The sequence below is a fragment of the Acinetobacter sp. YH12136 genome (assembly GCF_013418545.1).
Taxonomy (GTDB): domain Bacteria; phylum Pseudomonadota; class Gammaproteobacteria; order Pseudomonadales; family Moraxellaceae; genus Acinetobacter; species Acinetobacter towneri.
On record NZ_VPBV01000022.1, the window covers coordinates 1 to 17,945 of the forward strand.

Annotated in this window: 15 protein-coding genes and 1 pseudogene; 11 read left to right on the plus strand and 5 right to left on the minus strand. The window is 40.0% G+C overall.

Features of this window, described 5'->3' with window-relative positions; genetic code table 11:
• Positions 1-461 precede the first annotated feature (461 nt).
• The 4 genes and pseudogenes from FTU71_RS10425 (at position 462) to FTU71_RS10440 (ending at position 5,520) form a co-directional block, all read left to right on the plus strand.
• Positions 462-644, plus strand: coding sequence for a hypothetical protein (locus FTU71_RS10425; RefSeq protein ID WP_179993810.1), 183 nt, complete (start codon positions 462-464; stop codon positions 642-644).
• Positions 645-822: 178 nt separating this feature from the next.
• Positions 823-1,680 carry a 3'(2'),5'-bisphosphate nucleotidase CysQ gene (locus FTU71_RS10430; RefSeq protein WP_131261461.1) on the plus strand — a complete coding sequence of 286 codons (858 nt, stop codon included), beginning with the start codon at positions 823-825 and terminating at the stop codon, positions 1,678-1,680.
• A gap of 57 nt (positions 1,681-1,737) precedes the next feature.
• Positions 1,738-2,472, plus strand: coding sequence for a histidine phosphatase family protein (locus tag FTU71_RS10435; RefSeq protein WP_004976677.1), 735 nt, complete (start codon positions 1,738-1,740; stop codon positions 2,470-2,472).
• A gap of 349 nt (positions 2,473-2,821) precedes the next feature.
• Positions 2,822-5,520: pseudogene (locus tag FTU71_RS10440) on the plus strand (M66 family metalloprotease).
• Positions 5,521-5,716: 196 nt separating this feature from the next.
• Here FTU71_RS10440 and rpsT read toward each other — a convergent pair.
• Positions 5,717-5,986 (minus strand): 30S ribosomal protein S20, encoded by a 270-nt coding sequence (gene rpsT, locus FTU71_RS10445; protein WP_004976669.1) that lies wholly within the window; start codon positions 5,984-5,986, stop codon positions 5,717-5,719.
• 215 nt (positions 5,987-6,201) lie between these two features.
• On the opposite strand from rpsT, the gene FTU71_RS10450 reads away from it, so the two are divergent.
• The 7 genes from FTU71_RS10450 (at position 6,202) to FTU71_RS10480 (ending at position 14,614) form a co-directional block, all read left to right on the plus strand.
• Positions 6,202-6,867, plus strand: coding sequence for an NAD(P)H-binding protein (locus tag FTU71_RS10450; protein WP_180111967.1), 666 nt, complete (start codon positions 6,202-6,204; stop codon positions 6,865-6,867).
• Positions 6,868-6,879: 12 nt separating this feature from the next.
• On the plus strand, positions 6,880-7,392 hold the full coding sequence (rraA, locus tag FTU71_RS10455) for a ribonuclease E activity regulator RraA (protein WP_004976667.1): 513 nt from the start codon (positions 6,880-6,882) through the stop codon (positions 7,390-7,392).
• Positions 7,393-7,445: 53 nt separating this feature from the next.
• Positions 7,446-8,225: a glutathione S-transferase N-terminal domain-containing protein gene (locus FTU71_RS10460; protein ID WP_004976665.1), complete on the plus strand. Its 780-nt coding sequence runs from the start codon at positions 7,446-7,448 to the stop codon at positions 8,223-8,225.
• Between the two features lie 226 nt (positions 8,226-8,451).
• Entirely contained in the window at positions 8,452-8,811 is a 360-nt protein-coding gene (locus FTU71_RS10465) for a hypothetical protein (protein ID WP_004976663.1), read from the plus strand.
• A 150-nt stretch (positions 8,812-8,961) separates the two neighbouring features.
• Positions 8,962-12,423 carry a transcription-repair coupling factor gene (mfd, locus tag FTU71_RS10470; protein ID WP_180111968.1) on the plus strand — a complete coding sequence of 1,154 codons (3,462 nt, stop codon included), beginning with the start codon at positions 8,962-8,964 and terminating at the stop codon, positions 12,421-12,423.
• Positions 12,424-12,631: 208 nt separating this feature from the next.
• Entirely contained in the window at positions 12,632-13,066 is a 435-nt protein-coding gene (locus FTU71_RS10475) for an HIT domain-containing protein (protein WP_004976660.1), read from the plus strand.
• A 66-nt stretch (positions 13,067-13,132) separates the two neighbouring features.
• Positions 13,133-14,614, plus strand: a complete 1,482-nt coding sequence (locus FTU71_RS10480) for an adenylate/guanylate cyclase domain-containing protein (protein ID WP_004976658.1) — start codon at positions 13,133-13,135, stop codon at positions 14,612-14,614.
• Between the two features lie 121 nt (positions 14,615-14,735).
• Here the strand turns inward: FTU71_RS10480 and fdx are convergent, their stop codons facing one another.
• The 4 genes from fdx to iscA form a co-directional block, all read right to left on the minus strand.
• Positions 14,736-15,074, minus strand: a complete 339-nt coding sequence (gene fdx / locus FTU71_RS10485; protein ID WP_004976656.1) for an ISC system 2Fe-2S type ferredoxin — start codon at positions 15,072-15,074, stop codon at positions 14,736-14,738.
• Between the two features lie 15 nt (positions 15,075-15,089).
• The gene (hscA, locus tag FTU71_RS10490) at positions 15,090-16,949 is read right to left on the minus strand and encodes a Fe-S protein assembly chaperone HscA (RefSeq protein WP_180111969.1); all 1,860 of its coding nucleotides are present in this window, start codon (positions 16,947-16,949) and stop codon (positions 15,090-15,092) included.
• A gap of 45 nt (positions 16,950-16,994) precedes the next feature.
• Positions 16,995-17,510: a Fe-S protein assembly co-chaperone HscB gene (gene hscB, locus FTU71_RS10495; RefSeq protein WP_004976652.1), complete on the minus strand. Its 516-nt coding sequence runs from the start codon at positions 17,508-17,510 to the stop codon at positions 16,995-16,997.
• A 99-nt stretch (positions 17,511-17,609) separates the two neighbouring features.
• Positions 17,610-17,930 (minus strand): iron-sulfur cluster assembly protein IscA, encoded by a 321-nt coding sequence (iscA, locus tag FTU71_RS10500; RefSeq protein WP_004976650.1) that lies wholly within the window; start codon positions 17,928-17,930, stop codon positions 17,610-17,612.
• Between the last annotated feature and the right edge of the window lie 15 nt (positions 17,931-17,945).

Consider the following 17,945-nt stretch of genomic DNA (forward strand, 5'->3'; position numbering starts at 1 on the left):
AGATCCATGCACGTGTAGCAGTCCTTAACAGATTTACGGAATTAGGTCGCCCACTTACCCAAGTTACGCCTTAAATTTGGATCAATTAGGGGCGCTTTGCATTTCAAATCTTTGTGCAACAAAGCCCTCAAGATGAGGAATATTCCGCAAGAGGATGAGGGTGCTGAATTAGAGGCTTAAAATCATGTATGAAAAAAACTTATTTCAGAGGAAGTACAGTTATTTCGTTTGTTTAAATAAAATGCATCAAGTTGTCATAATCTGCACTTAAGCTATTCAGCAAACTCAGTGAAATGTAATAGGTCGTGTTTAGTCTATTTCAGTATAAGTTCTGTATATAAATGTGGCAAAGTGCGCTCAAATGTTACGCTTTAACTATCAAAAGAGGCATGAATATGACAGAACGATACCTGAGAATAGTGACAATTTTTCATGATTAAATAAATTTAAAAGGAATTGTGATGTCTATTTTAGGAATTGCCATTACCACTATTTTGGGTTTATTGGGTATTGCTGCAATTATTATTGGTTTTTTTGGTGGTGAAACTTATTTGGTGGTTGTGGGTATTTTATTATTGGTTAGTGGTGCACTCACTTTATCGATGTTTAAAAAAGCTTATCCAATCCATTTAAAGATTAATTAACTAAGCACTCAATAAATAGAAAACTTAAGTGAAAACGAATTGCCTTGATACATAAAGTCTTGATTTAGCATGTTTAGAGGCTGAATTGTAACTACGCATCAGCCGTAAATTTTATTACAATGTTTTTATGAAAGTAATGAAAAATTAGACCTTTAGATACAGTCTAAAAAGGATAGTTATGTTTATAAAAACAAAGGCGCCAACGCATACTTTAATTTTACAGTTATTGCCAATCGTGCAGCAGGCGTGTGAAATTTTAAATCAGGAATTTCAAGATTATTGTTCAGGTGCTGCTTTTGATGTAGAAAAGAAAACCGATGATTCTCCTGTTACGCAAGCCGATTATCGAGTCAATTATTATTTAATGCAGGCTTTGGCAAAAATCTCCAATTTACCTGTGTTGTCCGAAGAAGGTGAGCAAGACCAACGTCAGCAATGGCAGCAATTTTGGTTGCTTGATCCTTTAGATGGCACGAAAGAGTTTTTACATCAACGTCCTGAATTTACCATTAATTTAAGTTTAATTTGTGGTGTGCAAACAACTTTTGCAGTACTTGCAGTACCAGGCGAGCAAACTATTTATTTTTGTCCTGAACAGGGTATGCCATTGAAATATCATATTTTAACTCAGCAATGGTATCTCTATCAGTCTGAACCCACGGTAACATCTTCAGTTCTAAAAATTGGATTAAGCCACAGTAGTCAAAAAAAATCACACTATGCAGACTATTTAAAAAGCTTGGCGCAGTTGACCAATTTTGAAGAACTAAAAGCAGGTAGTGCTTATAAATTCTGCATGATTTTGGAAGATCGTGTCGATATTTACCCACGTTTTCATCCGACTTCTGAGTGGGACACCAGTGCAGGACAATGTTTATTGGAACGAATAGGTGGTGGATTGGTCGATTTTCAGGGGCGGGCATTTTTATATAATCAGCGCGATACATTGTTAAATGGTGGTTTTATCGCCTATAAAAATACGCAGATGAAACAGATTGCCTTACAAGCACTTGGACTTATGGCGAAGTCAGATTGAGCAAAGTGCTGAACATGGTATAGTGTCAAGCAACCAAGTTAAAATTTTGGCTAGATCATGGCATTAGAACTACTCCCTGCAAGTATGCTTAAAGCAATTGATTTATTGCCTGATGCTCAGACGCCTGTGACTTTGTTTACCCGTCATTCTATTCGTGAAATTGTCGTTGGTCAGGGTTTGGCTGGCTATAATTTACAATTGACCGAACAAGGTCGCGATTTAGCCGAAGCATGGGGAGGCTACTTGGTTGGAAATACAGATCGGGTGATTCAACACTGTATTTCAAGTCCTATTCAGCGTTGTGTCGATACGGCTGCTTTAATGATTCGTGGGGCAGATGGCATTACCCTCGAACCCAATACCCATCACATTGAAATTATAGAACAAGGTTTATTGGTGGAACCAGGAAGCTTTGTACTTGATATCAAACAGGCAGGCCCATATTTTCAGAAACAGGGTGCTTTAGGCTTTATTAATAGTTTTGTGAATAATGCCTTGCCCGGCATGAAACATCCGATTCATGGTGTCGTGGATGTCCTTGAGCTGATTTATAACACCCATCCAACCAACCAATACGGACTGAGTTTAGCTGTGAGTCATGATACGATTTTAGCTGCAATTATCGCGGTGATTTCTGGACGTAATGAAGTCACGCAAGCCGATTGGCCAGACATGATGGAAGGTTTATTCGTTTGGTTTGAAGGTGATGAGTTTTTAGAATCCAAGCTAAAATGGATTTGGCGCGGTCAGATTCACACTTTAGATATCTCGCAATTTCGTCAGAAAGTTTAAGCAGAACATTGAACGCATATTCTAGTGCTATCCATTCAGTACGATAGAATACCGTCTGTCAGAAATTAAAAAAAATAATTCAAATTTTATTCTCTTTTTTTCCTTCATTTTATGCAGTTGTGAGCGCAAACTCGATCAAATATTGTCTATCAATCTGTGTGCTGCTTTAAAAATTCGCTGATTTTTATAAAGAAAAATTAATAAAATTGTGTTGAAAATATAAAGCGATATGAAACTTGAGAATTGCATAATTTTATACATCTATTTAATATAAAAATACAAGCCATTGAAAAATATGTGTTTATTTTTATATTTTTTGTCATAAATTGACATTGGGGTGGAATAAATAATGAAAAGTGTGACTCGGTTTTCGCTTAGTCTATTAAGCGTATGTATATTATCATCCATGCTTGCCGCATGTGGTGGTGGTGGCGATGGGGATGCCGCTGGGAATTCAAATCAAGAAAATCCAACACCATTGGAAATTCCTCAGCAACCACCTGTGGGTAATGTGGCTAATCCTTACCCTGAACCTACACAAGATGTCATCAATCAATCGGCACTTGGGTTTTATGATTACAACGCCAATTCTGAATCACGTGAAGTGCGTAATGATTTAGAAGGTGATTTTCAGGCAATGATTCAATTTGCTCAAGGGCATGTGGTTGATCCGAATGGTAACGAGGCGAAAAAAATGCCACGTTTGACCGCAGAAAAAGAAGCATTATTATTGGTTACACCAAATCAGGGCATGGACAATATCGACACTTTGCAGCTTGAAGTGTATCAAAATGAACGCTTGTTACGTCGTGTTGCTTTACTTGATCCAACCCAGATTCCTGCTTCAGACCAGAGCAATCAAGATGGTCGTGCCGAGGTACTGTATAGTAAGCGTGCGTGGTCGGCTAAATTAAATTGGGATGAAGTACGTCCCGGTTTAAAGCTGCGTTTGGTTGATTCTAAAAACCGTAGTGGTGCACTTGACGCAGAAAAAATTGATTTTGCAGCACCGGGTGAATTGGTACTCAACAATATTCGTATTGGTTTATTGACTGCGCCGCCGAAGTCTGGCGGGCATTATATGTTATTAGAGCCTGAAAAAGCGGGTACCGATTATTTCCAAACCATTCCTGCGGCGCAAATGACTGTGGCTAAATACGACGACATTCAGCTAGATCGGGTGATGGTCGCTAACGGTACGATTTATGATACCCAAAGTACGGGTGAAGGTGGTGTCTATTCGGGGGACATGCGGGAAAATACTGCAAAATCGACCTTTAGTGTAGGAATTAACTTGGCCAACTGGGGGGTGACCAGTGCCTCGATGTTGAGTCATCAACAGCCACAACTTACACAAACTGTAATTGCCCATCATGCACGAGGTAAATATACAAATGGTGATCAAACGCATGGTTTAAGTGGCGGTAATGGTATGTTGACCCTGTATGATTCTGTGGGCAACGAGTTTAGCCATGAAATTGGGCATCATTATGGTCTTGGGCATTATCCGGGTTCACAAGGTGAAAATATGTTCTGGGCTGCACACCATGCAGACAGCGGTTGGGGCTATATTGCGTATCGTAATAAAATGCGTGGCAACTTGGCGTGGCATACTCGAAACTTGGGTGATGGCAAAAATGGTGTGCCTAACTTCCTGAAACAATATGCTTATGGTTGGGATGCGATGTCAGGTGGTGCAACCAACATAGCATTTCGCGTTATACCCATTACACGGGTTACAGTACCCATATTCGGATTCAACCCCACTTTGGGGCGCGACATGTTTGGGATGAAAGCTCACCAAGTGGTTATAAAATTTGGAATAAAGACACACGCCAAATGGAAGTGGTTTATCCAAAAGTACCAAGCTCCAATCAGGTTTGGTACAACAGTGCCGATGGTTACTATTTAAAACCGCGCCTATTTGGTGTGCCTGTAATTACTATTATTGGCGGATATGATCCTGAAACTCAGCAAGGTGTGTTGTATCCTGCTGCACGCAGTAACTGGGGTAATGTTTATAATTTACCTGTGGCAAATCGTGCTGCTGAAAATGCCGCATGTTGGTTAGATGTTCAATATGCCAATCGTAATCAGAACGTAGCATTGGCACCTAACCGTATGACCAGCAATGCCAATAAACTGCATGTCAATTTAGCACTTGCTGAGCAGCCAAAACAGGTGAATTTATACTGTAAAAAAGCCAATCATGCCGAGAAGTTATTATCGACACTGAATATTCCGCAATATAGCGATAGTATTCAACCTGCGGTAAAAATTGGTCGTACACATGGCTATGAAGCTTTAAGAAAAGTTGAAATGCCTGATTTTCAGAAGCAGTTGGAAGCGCAAGCCAGTCAAGCTGTGGTGGCTTTAAAACCTGCTGCACAACTATTGTATGATTCTTATGCAGATTATCGTCAAGAGCTAAGTGCAACTGCACAGCAACAATTACAGCGTTATGAACAACAGCAAAATACGATTTATCGTTTAAACCGCTGGATGAATGTTTATCGTGCCGATTTAGAAAAGACTAAGCCTGAAGCGGAAACAGCATTGCACAATTTTGTGGAGCGATTGGGTTTAGGCAATGAAAATATTGTGGCTGAAGCAACACTAATGAAAAACAGAAATAACTGTTTGAAAGTTGAAACTTTGGCGAGTGGTCAGAAAAATGCTTACATTAGTGGAGCAAGTGGCTGTACAGGCGATGCAACTGAGCAGTGGATTTATGATGGTTTGGGGCGTATTCACAGCAAAGCAGAAATGGATCAGTGCTTAACTAACAACGGCAATGTGGTCTCACTTGCAAGCTGCAGTACATCTAAAGACAGTCAGGTCTGGGAAATGCACACAGCTTCGGGAACGATTCGTCAGGGGAGTCAGTGTTTTGATTTAGAGCATGGCTACCTAAAAGAAAACCGCGCGCGTTTAATTCGTTATGGTTGCACAGGTGGTGCGAATCAGCAATGGACGCAATTAAAGGCTAATAACAGTTTGCAACTGGCTTATTTAAGTCCACAAAATTTACGACTGATGCTGAAATAATTCTTCGTCTGAATTATTCATCTTCATTAATTTAAAACACCTTTTGACCAGTTCAGGAGGTGTTATTTATTTTATGGTGGCAGGTGTATTTGAAGTGATGTAATTGGCGTGCAGAAACTAAAGATTGCTTAATTTGATAAATTATCGAAACAGCAGGCACAAAAAAAGCCCTTAACGGGCTTCTTTTGTTTAACACTTAGTTAGAAGCTAAAGCTTTAACTTGAGCATTTAAACGGCTCTTATGACGAGCTGCTTTGTTCTTATGGATGATGCCTTTATCAGCCATACGGTCAATTACTGGAACAGCTTTTTTGTAAGCTTCAGTAGCAACCGCATAATCACCTGCAGCAATAGCAGCGATTGTGCGTTTTAAATAAGTACGAACCATAGAACGTAAGCTTGCGTTGTGTTTACGTGCTTTAACGTTTTGACGAGCACGTTTTCTAGCTTGAGCAGAGTTTGCCACTCGTGCACTCCTTGAAATAGATTGGTCTGGGCGGGCTGCAATTACTTCCGAAAACCAACATCAGAAGAATTATCACCAGCCCGTAAACAAGTGCCATATTTTGATGAAACTAGACAGTTAAGTCAAGTCTTGACATGCTTTGACAACATTTTAGCTGCAGAAAAATCAGAAAGAAACAGGTAGATTAGCTTTAAGCCTCAGAGATTGTTTAAAAAATGACAAATTCTATTCAAAATGCAATTGTAATTGGTGGGAATGGTTTAGTTGGGCAGCAATTGGTCAAACAGCTTAATCAGCTGCCTGAATGTAAAAATATCACCGTTGTTTTGCGTAGACCTTGCTCGGAATTAAATCGCTTAGAAAAAGTCCAGACGTTACTCCTCGAAGACTTTTTATTGCTCAATGATGAAGATGTGAGCGGTTATAGTCATGCATTCAGTTGTTTAGGCACAACCTTAAAAAAGGCAGGCTCAAAGCAGGGATTTTATGCTGTGGACTATACCATCAATGCACATTTTGCCGAATTATTGCAGGCGAAGGGTACGCATTACATATTGGTCAGTGCTTTGGGAGCAGAAGCCAAATCAGCCGTATTTTATAATCGTGTCAAAGGTGAGCTAGAACAATATATTGAAAGTTTGGATTTAGACAAAGTATCAATTTTGCGTCCATCTTTATTATTGGGTGAGCGCAACGAACAACGGCGTTTAGAAGATTTAGGACAAAAGCTGTATCTTAAAATATCACGATTTATTCCCGATCATTCTACATATAAGCCAGTAAGTGCTACGCAAGTGGCTCATACTATGGTCGAGGCAGCGCAATCGCAAATTCATAAATTTCAAATTTATGATAATTTACAAATACAAAAAACCAAGTAAAAGGGGAACAACGTGTCTACAGTACCATTCGTAACTTGTGACTTATTAGATGACCATCCAGAACATGACCTTCAAGTGGTGATTCCATCTTTGGATGGCAAATTTTTCAAAAGTTACGGTGCACGTAAAACTTTTGGCGGTCAAATTGTGACTGTAAAGTGCTTTGAAGATAACTCGCGTGTAAAAGAGTTGTTGGCAACCGATGGCACGGGCAAAGTTTTGGTGGTAGATGGTGGGGCATCTATGCGCTGTGCCTTAATGGGTGACTTGATTGCTGAATCCGCAGTGAAAAATCACTGGAATGGCGTGATCATTTACGGCTGTGTACGTGATGTCGATGCAATTGCAGCACTTGATTTAGGTGTACATGCTTTGGCTTCAATTCCACAAAAAAGTAACCGCAAAGGCGTGGGTGAAGTGGATGTGAGTTTGCATTTCGGACAAGTCACTTTTAATTCGGGCGATTATGTCTATGCTGATAACAACGGTATTATTGTGGCAAAAGAAAAGTTGGTCGATTTATAAGCGGTTTGATGGCGCAGTCATCAAATTGCTGAGCACATCACAAGGAAAACAAAATGGTGCATCATCAAATTAAAGTCATTCAGGCAGTGGCATCTATGCTTACCGAAGGTGGACGTGGAGTGAATGGGACAGCATTTCCCAAGCAACCCGAAAAAGCCTTAAAGTTATATGAGTTTGAAGGTTCACCATTTTGCCGTCGTGTACGCGAAGTCATGACCTTGTTAAATTTGGATTATGAGGTTTATCCATGCCCCAAAGGCGGCACAAAATATCGACCTTTGGTGAAACAACTGGGTGGTAAAACTCAGTTTCCATTTTTAATTGATGAAAATACAGGTGATCAGCTCTATGAATCACAGCAGATCATTCATCATTTATTCAAACATTATGGCAAAAGTGGAAAAACGCCAAAAAAATACGCGCATTTTCCTAAAATTCCTTATGTTGCACTTGCAGGCACGTTATTGAATGGTGCACGTGGTGTGTGGATTAACCAGAAAATTGTAGAGCGCGCTGCACCTGAACAACTGATTGAACTGTGGGGTTTTGAGGGAAGTCCTTATACACGTGTAGTACGTGGTGTATTGACTGAACTGGAGTTGCCATTCAAATTTCATAATGTAGCCAAAGAGCGTTGGCAAGATCAAGGCTTGGCAAAATTACGTTTAAAACCGGGTAAATATGTGCCACTGGCAGGTGGTAAGCGTGAGCAGGTATTAAAAGTTATGGGTGATAATATTCAAGTCCCATTTTTAATCGATCCAAATACCCAGACTCAGCTTTTTGAATCGGCCAAGATTGTGAAGTATTTACAGCAAACTTATGGCAAATAAGCTTTAAGTCATTTTTTGATTGTTATAAAAGCATCTTCAAGATGCTTTTTTGCATTTGGCAGGATGCAAAATATGCATCATTATAAATAGCCTAAGCAAAGTGGGGTTGAAACACTGACTTATAACATCAGGGGAGCATAAATCACCCTGATCAGTTGCATCTATTTTAGTGAAGCATTTAAACTCTGCAGCATTCACTTTGATTTCGCCAATTTATAGGTTCAAAATGTTCAGCAAACTTACAGGGTTGTTTAAAAATAAAGCCAATCTCGAAGAAATTGCCTATTTAGAAGCACAGAATATTCAATGGGATGCGGAACAAGGCTATATTGTCGATGGTATTTTGCTTAACGATGTTTTGGCAGAGCGTTTAAATTATTTATCCAACCGCCGTATGCAGCAGTTTGATGATTTGGCACAGCTGTATTCTACAGCTATGATTATCAATGAAAAAATTGATCTGGAAATTGCGCAACAGCGTTTTAACACAATGCTTGGTAATACCGAAGAAAACTTACTGGAATTTAAAGCGATTGTTAAAAAATTGAATGATTATTATCGACAGTTTTTACGTGATCAAAAGTAAAGAGGCGTGTGTATCAAACTTTAAAGCTCGCTGTTTTATAAAATTTTGCAATTAAATACGCTGTAATGGTGGATGAAAAAAATTACGTAAAACCGTCAATTCATCGTGCTAGTATAAGCCCCATGTTGTTTAGACCCTAAAGCTATATACATGTTCCAACACGAAATTTCCCAACTCAATTTAGCACAACTGAAAGCTGGCGAAAAACGCTGGATTGGTAATCTACAAGGTTCTGCCGCAGCATTATTATTTAAAGAAATTGGTCAGCAGAATCAGCATTTATTTGTGATTGTCGCGCGCAATCAACAACATTTGGCGCAGTTAGAAAGCGAATTAGAATTTTACGGGGTAAAACCGACTATTTTCCCCGATTGGGAAATTTTGCCTTATGACCGCTTGTCACCGCATCAAGATATTGTGTCGGAGCGTTTGGCGATTTTATCCAATATGCCGCAGCAAGGTGTATTGTTGGTTTCGGCAACCACTTTGGCACAACGTGTTGCACCAACCTCATGGGTGTTAGGCGAGCATTTCGATATTCGTGTTGGGCAAAAGTTTGCTTTGGAACAACAAAAACAGCGTTTGGTACAAGCAGGCTATCATCTGGTCGATACAGTCTATGATCATGGTGAGTTTGCTGTGCGTGGCAGTATTATGGATATTTATGCTTCGGGACAGGAAGCACCCATCCGTATTGATTTATTTGATGATGAAGTTGAAACCTTAAAGTTTTTTGATCCAGAAACGCAGCGTACCACCCAAAGTTTGCAGAATTTTACGGTTTTACCCGCCAAAGAATTTCCATTAAGAGAAGGTCGTGCGATTTTCCGTGACCGCTATGCAGAAAGTTTCCCAACGGCAAACCCGAAAAAGAACCCTGTGTATCAGGATGTGTTAGAAGGCATTGCATCGCCTGGTTTAGAGTTTTATTTTCCGTTATTCTTCACTCAAGCACAGCTTGAAGGTCAAAATACATTACTTTCATACTTACCAAAGCATTGCATTGTCATTACAGATAAGGCGGTGGATGACTGTTTAACTCAATTTTGGAAAGATGTGCTGTATCGTTATGAGGACAGACGTCATAACATCGACCAGCCGATTTTGCCGCCTGAGCAATTATTCCTACAACCAAATCAATTATTAGAACAACTGAATCAATTTGGACGTGTGATTGCATCGCCCGAAGCTTTTGAGCAAAAAGCAGGTGTAGTGAACTTAAGCACACTTGTACCACCACGTTTGGCGGTTGATCCTAAACAAGAACAACCCTTTCATGCCGTTAAGCAATATATTGATGCGGCCAATCATCCTGTTTTATTGGTGGCAGAAAGTGCAGGTCGTCGTGAAACCTTAAAAGATGCGTTGCGTGCCGCTTTGGGTGAAATTCCACAAGTGGAGAGTTTTGAGGCATTTCAGCAGTCTTTACAAGCCATTGCGATTACCAATGCACCTTTAGATCGCGGCTTGGTCATTCAAGATCAATTGAGTGTAATCTCAGAAAATCAGTTGTATGAACATCGTGTGGTGCAGCGCCGTCGTAAACGTCAGCAGGAAGTTTCTGAAGAGTTTTTAATTCGCAGTTTGACCGAGTTAAGCATTGGTGCACCTGTGGTACATATTGATTATGGCGTAGGGCGTTATGCAGGTTTAATTACTTTAAATATTGATGAGCAAGAGCATGAGTTTTTACAACTTGATTATGCCGATGCTGCAAAAGTGTATGTACCTGTTACCAATTTGCATTTAATCAGCCGTTATAGCGGTGGTGATCCAGACCTTGCGCCTTTGCATAAATTAGGCACAGATGCATGGAATAAAGCCAAACGCAAAGCGTTGGAACAAATTCACGATGTGGCAGCAGAATTACTGCATATTCAGGCACGTCGTCAATCTAAACCGGGTTTTGCTTTTGAGTTGGATCATAGTCTTTATATGCAATTTGCCAGTGGCTTTGCTTATGAAGAAACCCTAGACCAAGCCAATGCAATTGAAGCGACTTTACATGACATGCAACTGGCAAAACCAATGGATCGTTTGGTCTGTGGTGATGTTGGTTTTGGTAAAACCGAAGTCGCCATGCGGGCTGCATTTGTCGCGGTACAGAATAATAAACAAGTCGCGGTATTGGTTCCGACCACATTGTTGGCACAACAGCATTATGAATCTTTTAAAGACCGTTTTGCCGACTGGCCTGTGCGTATTGAAGTCTTATCGCGTTTTGGTTCAAGCAAATCTCATCAAAAAACCATTGAAGATTTAGCTGAAGGCAAAGTCGATATTGTGATTGGGACGCACAAAATTCTGCAAGAAAATATTCAGTTCAAGCAGTTGGGTTTAATGATTGTCGATGAAGAACATCGTTTTGGGGTGCGTGACAAAGAACGTATTAAAGCGCTGCGCGCCGATGTGGATATGCTGACTTTAACCGCAACGCCAATTCCACGTACCTTAAATATGGCATTTAGCGGTATGCGCGATTTATCCATTATTGCCACACCACCTGCACGCCGTTTAGCGGTCAAAACCTTTGTGCAAGAGCATACAGGCGATACGGTGAAAGAAGCCATTTTACGTGAATTGTTACGTGGTGGTCAGGTGTATTTCCTGCATAATGAAGTGGAAACCATTGAGCGTAGTGCTGAAACCATTCGTGAATTGGTACCAGAAGCGCGGGTTGCAGTTGCGCATGGGCAAATGCGCGAGCGTGAATTAGAGCAAGTCATGCAGCAGTTTTATCATAAAGAATATAACGTGTTGGTTTGCTCAACCATTATTGAAACAGGGATTGATGTTCCAAATGCCAATACCATTTTAATTGAACGTGCAGATAAACTCGGATTGGCGCAGTTGCACCAACTACGTGGTCGTGTTGGACGTTCGCATCACCAAGCTTATGCGTATTTGCTGGTACCTTCCATTAAGGGCTTAAAAGGCGATGCTGAAAAACGCTTGGATGCGATTCAGCGTGCCTCAACTTTGGGTGCAGGTTTTATGCTGGCAACCGAAGACTTGGAAATTCGTGGTGCGGGCGAATTACTGGGTGAGCAACAAAGCGGTTCAATGCAAGCTATTGGTTATAGCCTGTATATGGAAATGCTGGAAAAAGCCACCAAAGCCATTCAAAAAGGTAAAACCCCTAACTTCGATGCACCATTGTCTTTAACTGCAGAAATCAACCTGCACATGCCTGCTTTAATTCCAGATGATTATTTGGGCGATGTGCATCAGCGCTTATTGTTCTACAAACGCATTAGTAATACCGATACTCAAGAAAAGCTTGATCATATCCGTATGGAGTTGATTGACCGTTTTGGTATTCCACCACAAGCGGTGAAACAATTATTTGCTGTACATCAACTGCGTTTAAAAGCAGAGCAGTTGGGCATCACTAAAATTGATATTGGTACAAATGGCGGTCATATCGAATTTTCACCAGATACACCTGTGCAAGCCATGAGCATCATTCAAATGATGCAAAAACATCCGACCTATTTCCGTATGGATGGTGGACAGCGTTTAAAAGTGATGGTGATGTTGGAGGAAGCTGAAAAGCGGATTCAATTTATTGCCGATCTATTAAATAGCCTGCTAAAAACTTTGCACAGCTGAGTTTAAAAATGCAAATTGATCCAAATATCATATCGGTAAATTTATGAATATTTGCTAAGAAACCTCTGATTCTATAATGAATATTATTCATGATGAATTTGGTTAAAATTGCACTTTATTTACATCGAAACATGATGGGAATCATACTCAGTTCACTAGGGATGTGATAGTATTACCCATCATTACAATTTGCGTCATTTATAAAGATATGTTTAGTTTGCATCCACAACTTGCTCAAGATACTTTTTTTGTAGGCGACTTTCCTCTGTCAACATGTCGTTTAATGAATGATATGCAATTCCCTTGGTTAATTCTAATTCCACGTGTGCCAGGGGTTACAGAACTATACGAATTAAGCCAGGCAGACCAAGAACAATTTTTACGTGAATCTAGCTGGTTATCTAGCCAATTATCACGTGTATTCCGTGCCGATAAAATGAATGTGGCGGCTTTAGGTAATATGGTTCCACAATTGCATTTTCATCACGTCGTGCGTTATCAAAATGATGTGGCTTGGCCTAAACCAGTTTGGGGTACGCCAGCTGTACCATACAGCAATGAAGTTTTGGCTCACATGCGTCAAACCTTGATGCTTGCTCTGCGTGGTCAAGGCGATATGCCATTTGACTGGCGAATGGATTAATTGAAATGAATTGCCACGCAGGATGCGTGGCTTTTTAATCCTAGATTGGAGTAGGCCGCGGTGTTCATGTACAATTGGATGGAAAGAGATCCCAAACAATTCGAATTTCTGCATCGTTTAGTCGGGTATGCAAGTTTATCCCTGATTATGGTGGTCTATCACTACACCTACGCCGATACCAATTATCAAATTTACCTTCCGTTTTTTCTTACTTTTTTATTACTGATAATTCCTAAATTTTCGCGTTGGCTGCAATATAAATATAGTCATCAAGCCAAGCGTAATATCCTGTTTATTATTGATATTGTGGTAGTCGCAGTATGTTTGTCTGCGGTACATCTGAATTTGGTACTTACTTTTGCCGCTTTATTTGCGCTGCTATATACCGCCATTTATATTAAAGTTTCTTTCTTTTTGGTGGCATTGGCATCCTTATTGGCGGTCACAGTTTTTTATTTTTGTAATATTTTTATTTTTGGTTTTAACGAATATTTTGAACAAAGCAGTACCGAACTTACGATTTTAGCCTTTTTATGTATGATCTTTTACTTTGGCATGGGCAGTGCCTATCAGGCACGTCGTATCCGCTATACCACGGCAAAGAAAGACCATTACTACACACAAATGAACCGCTATATGGAATTTGCGAATCAGCTTAGTCGCTATGCACCTTTGCAGTTGTGGCAATCGATTATGAAAGGTGAGTCGGAAGCGAAAATTGAATATAAACGTAAAAAAATGACGATTTTCTTTTCTGATATTCAAGGCTTTACTGAACTTTCTGAAACACTAATTCCAGATGATTTAGCATTCCTGCTCAATGATTATTTAAGCCACATGACCGAAATTGCCAAGCAATATGAAGCGACGGTGGATAAGTTTATGGGTGATGCGATTTTAATTTTCTTTGGTGATCCAAATACGCAAGGTGTTGAACAAGATGCTAAAACTTGTGTAGAGATGGCTATTGCGATGCGTCAGCAAATGAAATTGTTACGCGAACGTTGGGTCAAAATGGGCTATCCGCCTTTACATATTCGTATGGGTATCAGTACAGGATATTGCCACGTTGGGAACTACGGTGCAGCACATCGGATGGCATATACCATTGTTGGGCGTGATGCTAACTTAGCTGCGCGTTTGCAAAGTGCGGCCGAAGTTGATGAAATTTTACTTTCAGATGACACTTATAAACTGATTAAAAATGATTATTTGTGTGCTCCGAAAGCACCGATCTTTTTAAAGGGGATTCAAGGTCCTGTAAAAACTTGGCAAGTGATGGAAAAATATGCGGCCAGCAAGTCGGATTATCAGCGTTGGTTTGACTACGAATATAAAGGTTTTCATTTGTTGCTTAATTTGGATGAAGTGCAGAATTTTGAATATCCTGAGCTAATTACCGTATTAGAAAAAATGATTAAAAGAATTCAAACGCAGCAAAAGCTGACCAACTCACAGGGCATTGTAAAACTTAATCTTGAAGATGAAGTGATTGAACATCCACCTGTTGAAGAAATTGCCAAAACTCATATTCCTGAAAAACACTAAAATTTTTCTTATAATGTAGATCTCGTTTAACTTTTAAATCCTCAAAAATTTTAAATCTAAAGTTGTGCAATAAAAAAACTGCGCCGTAGCGCAGTTTTTTAGAATTAGCATCATTTTATGATTAATGATTTTCTGAAGCATGGTTAATGGTGTATTTTGGAATTTCGACTTCCAAGTCTTCATTGACCACTTTAACCTGACAAGATAAGCGTGAATCAGGCTCTAAACCCCAAGCACGGTCTAATAAGTCAGCTTCAACATCATCCATTTCTTCTAGGCTGTCAAAGCCTTTACGAACAACAACGTGGCAAGTGGTACATGCACAAGACATATCGCAAGCATGTTCAATTTTAATGCCATTTTCAAGTAAGCTTTCGCATAAGTTGGCATTTTGTTCGACTTCAAACTCAGCACCTTCTGGGCAGAATTGCGCATGTGGAAGTACTTTAATACGTGGCATAATCTTTACCTTAAATTAGTTTGAGTTTGACCAGTCGTCGAGTTTAGTGCCTTTAAGTGCTGCATCAATATGTTGATTCATACGAATTGCAGCAAAAGCATCACTGTGTATTTTAAGCTGTTCAACAGCATGTTCAATGGCTTTAATGTCTTGTCCAGTCAATTCGGCTTCCAACTGTGCTTTGGCAGTATTTAAAGCTTCTAATTGTTCTGGGCTTAATAGTTGTGCATCTACTTTTAAGGCTTGTTGTAAAGCTTCAAGTTCACGTTGTGCTTCAACTTTGGTTTCATGCAAATGACGCAATTGCTTGTCTTCTTCTGCATATTTGAAACCATCTAGCAGCAAACGCTCGGTATCTGCTTCAGATAAACCATAAGATGGCTTGATGTCGATATTTGCAGTCACACTAGAAGTGGTTTCTTTAGCAGAAACACTGAGCAAGCCATCAGCATCGACTTGGAACGTAACTTCAATGCGTGCCTGACCCGCAGTCATTGGTGGAATACCGTGTAGCACAAAACGACCTAAGCTACGACAATGTTCTACCAAATCACGCTCACCTTGTACCACATGAATCAACATGGCAGTTTGGCCATCTTGATAAGTGGTAAATTCTTGGCGACGTGCTACAGGAATTGCAGTATTGCGTGAAATTAAGCGTTCCACCAAACCGCCCATGGTTTCTAAACCCAAAGACAGTGGGGTAACGTCTAATAGCAACGAACCATCTTTGCTGTTACCAATTAGTTGATTGGCGGTAATTGATGCACCAATTGCAACCACTTCATCTGGGTTAATTGTGCATAATGGTTCTTGATTAAATACTTCACGAACAGCTTTTTGCACGGCATAAGAACGTGTTGAACCACCAACTAAAACTACATTTTGAATGTCATCTAGGTCAAGTTTGGCATCGCGTAATACACGTTTGCATACACTAATGGTTTTATCTAAAGCAACCTGAATAATACTTTCAAAGTTTGCGCGGTCTAATTGCAGCGTGTGCTCTAACAGTTTTAATTCAACACTTTCTGCATTGCTGAGCGCTTCTTTGGCTTTACGTGCAGACACAATAAAGTGTGCATATTCTGCATCATCTAAACTTTCAATATTCAGCTGTTTTTTTGCCCATTTTACAATCAGACGATCTAAGTCATCACCACCTAAAGCAGTGTGGCCGCCTGTGGCTAAAACTTCAAAAACACCTTGAGAGAAACGTAAAATAGAAACGTCAAACGTACCACCGCCCAAGTCGTAAATCACATAGTTACGGTCTTGAGCCAAGTTGGTGTCTTGATCTAAACCGTAGGCAACCGCTGCTGCAGTCGGTTCATTCAATAAACGCAATACTTTTAAACCTGCAAGCTCGGCAGCGTCACGTGTGGCTTGGCGTTGAGCTTCATCAAAATAAGCAGGAACAGTAATCACTGCACCATTTACAGGGTTTTGTAAGCTGGCTTCTGCGCGGTCTTTGAGTTGTTTAAGTAATTCTGCCGAAATTTCAACAGGTGTTTTACGGCCTTGAGCTGTTTCAAAAGCAGGCATTTGATTGTCTTCACCCACTAACGTGTATGGATGTTGAAATTTAATGTCCGCTTTAGAACGACCCATAAAACGCTTGACTGAAACAATCGTGTTTTTAGGGTCTGTAGTAATAAATGGCGCAGCAGCATTGCCATAATGTGTATTTTGCTCTGCATAATGGACGATAGAAGGCAGTAGCACGCGACCTTGCTCATCATGCAAGACTTTGGCTTTACCAGAAAGAACTGTGGCAACCAATGAATGAGTGGTGCCTAAGTCAATGCCAATCGCAATGCGATGTTCATGCGGTGCACTTGATTGACCTGGTTCTGCAATTTGCAAGAGCGCCATTATGTAAAATCCTTTGCCCGTTAAATATTAAAATACAAACTAAAATTAAAAATCATCGTCTAAATCAAAACTGTCATCATCAAGGAAACGATCTTCAGCTTTGTCTAGGTCAGCCATAACTTTCATGAAAAAGCGTAATTTACGCACAGTGTCACGCGCTTCTGCCCAATCTTCTTCGGCATAGTCAATTTTAAATTCACGGACTAAGCCATCAACCCATTGTTGTACTTCAACCTTTAATGACTGTAAGTCATCGGCACAGTTGGCATCATCCAATTGCTCACGAATTTCCAAGGCATCTTGTAAAAATTCAAAGTCATGGATGGATTGATCGAGATGATAATCTTGCTTTTTCAATGAGAGTAAATATGCAGCACGACTGTCTACCGCAGAGAGTTGTTTAAACGCCTGATTAATTTTACTAGATTTAATCAAGGCTTGATCTTTGTCTTCGGCTTTGTCGGGGTGATATTGCTGCTGTAGCTTTAAAAATTCAGCTTTTAAAGTAGCGAAATCAATATCGAGTGCAACAGGAAGATTAAACAACTCAAAATGATTCATGGGAGATGGAATCCGCGATTAGTGTGCAAAATTGGCTGCATAAATGCAATTAAAACAGTGTATTGTACACTGTTTTAAGCTAAAAAGAGGGAGGTGGCGTTATACCGTGAACGATTCACCGCAGCCACATTCACCTTTTTTATTGGGGTTGTTAAACTCGAAACCTTCGTTTAAACCATTTTTGACATAGTCCATTTCCATGCCATCTAGGTAAACTAGGCTTTTCGGATCAACGAAAACTTTAACACCAAACTGTTCAAACATTTGGTCGTGCGTATCGACTTCATCTACAAATTCGAGTACATAAGCCAAACCAGAACAGCCTGAAGTTTTCACACCAACGCGAATACCTTGACCCTTACCGCGATTCTTTAAGTAATTGCTGATATGAGTTGCAGCATTTTCAGTTAAATTGATCATGAAAACTCCGTTTGT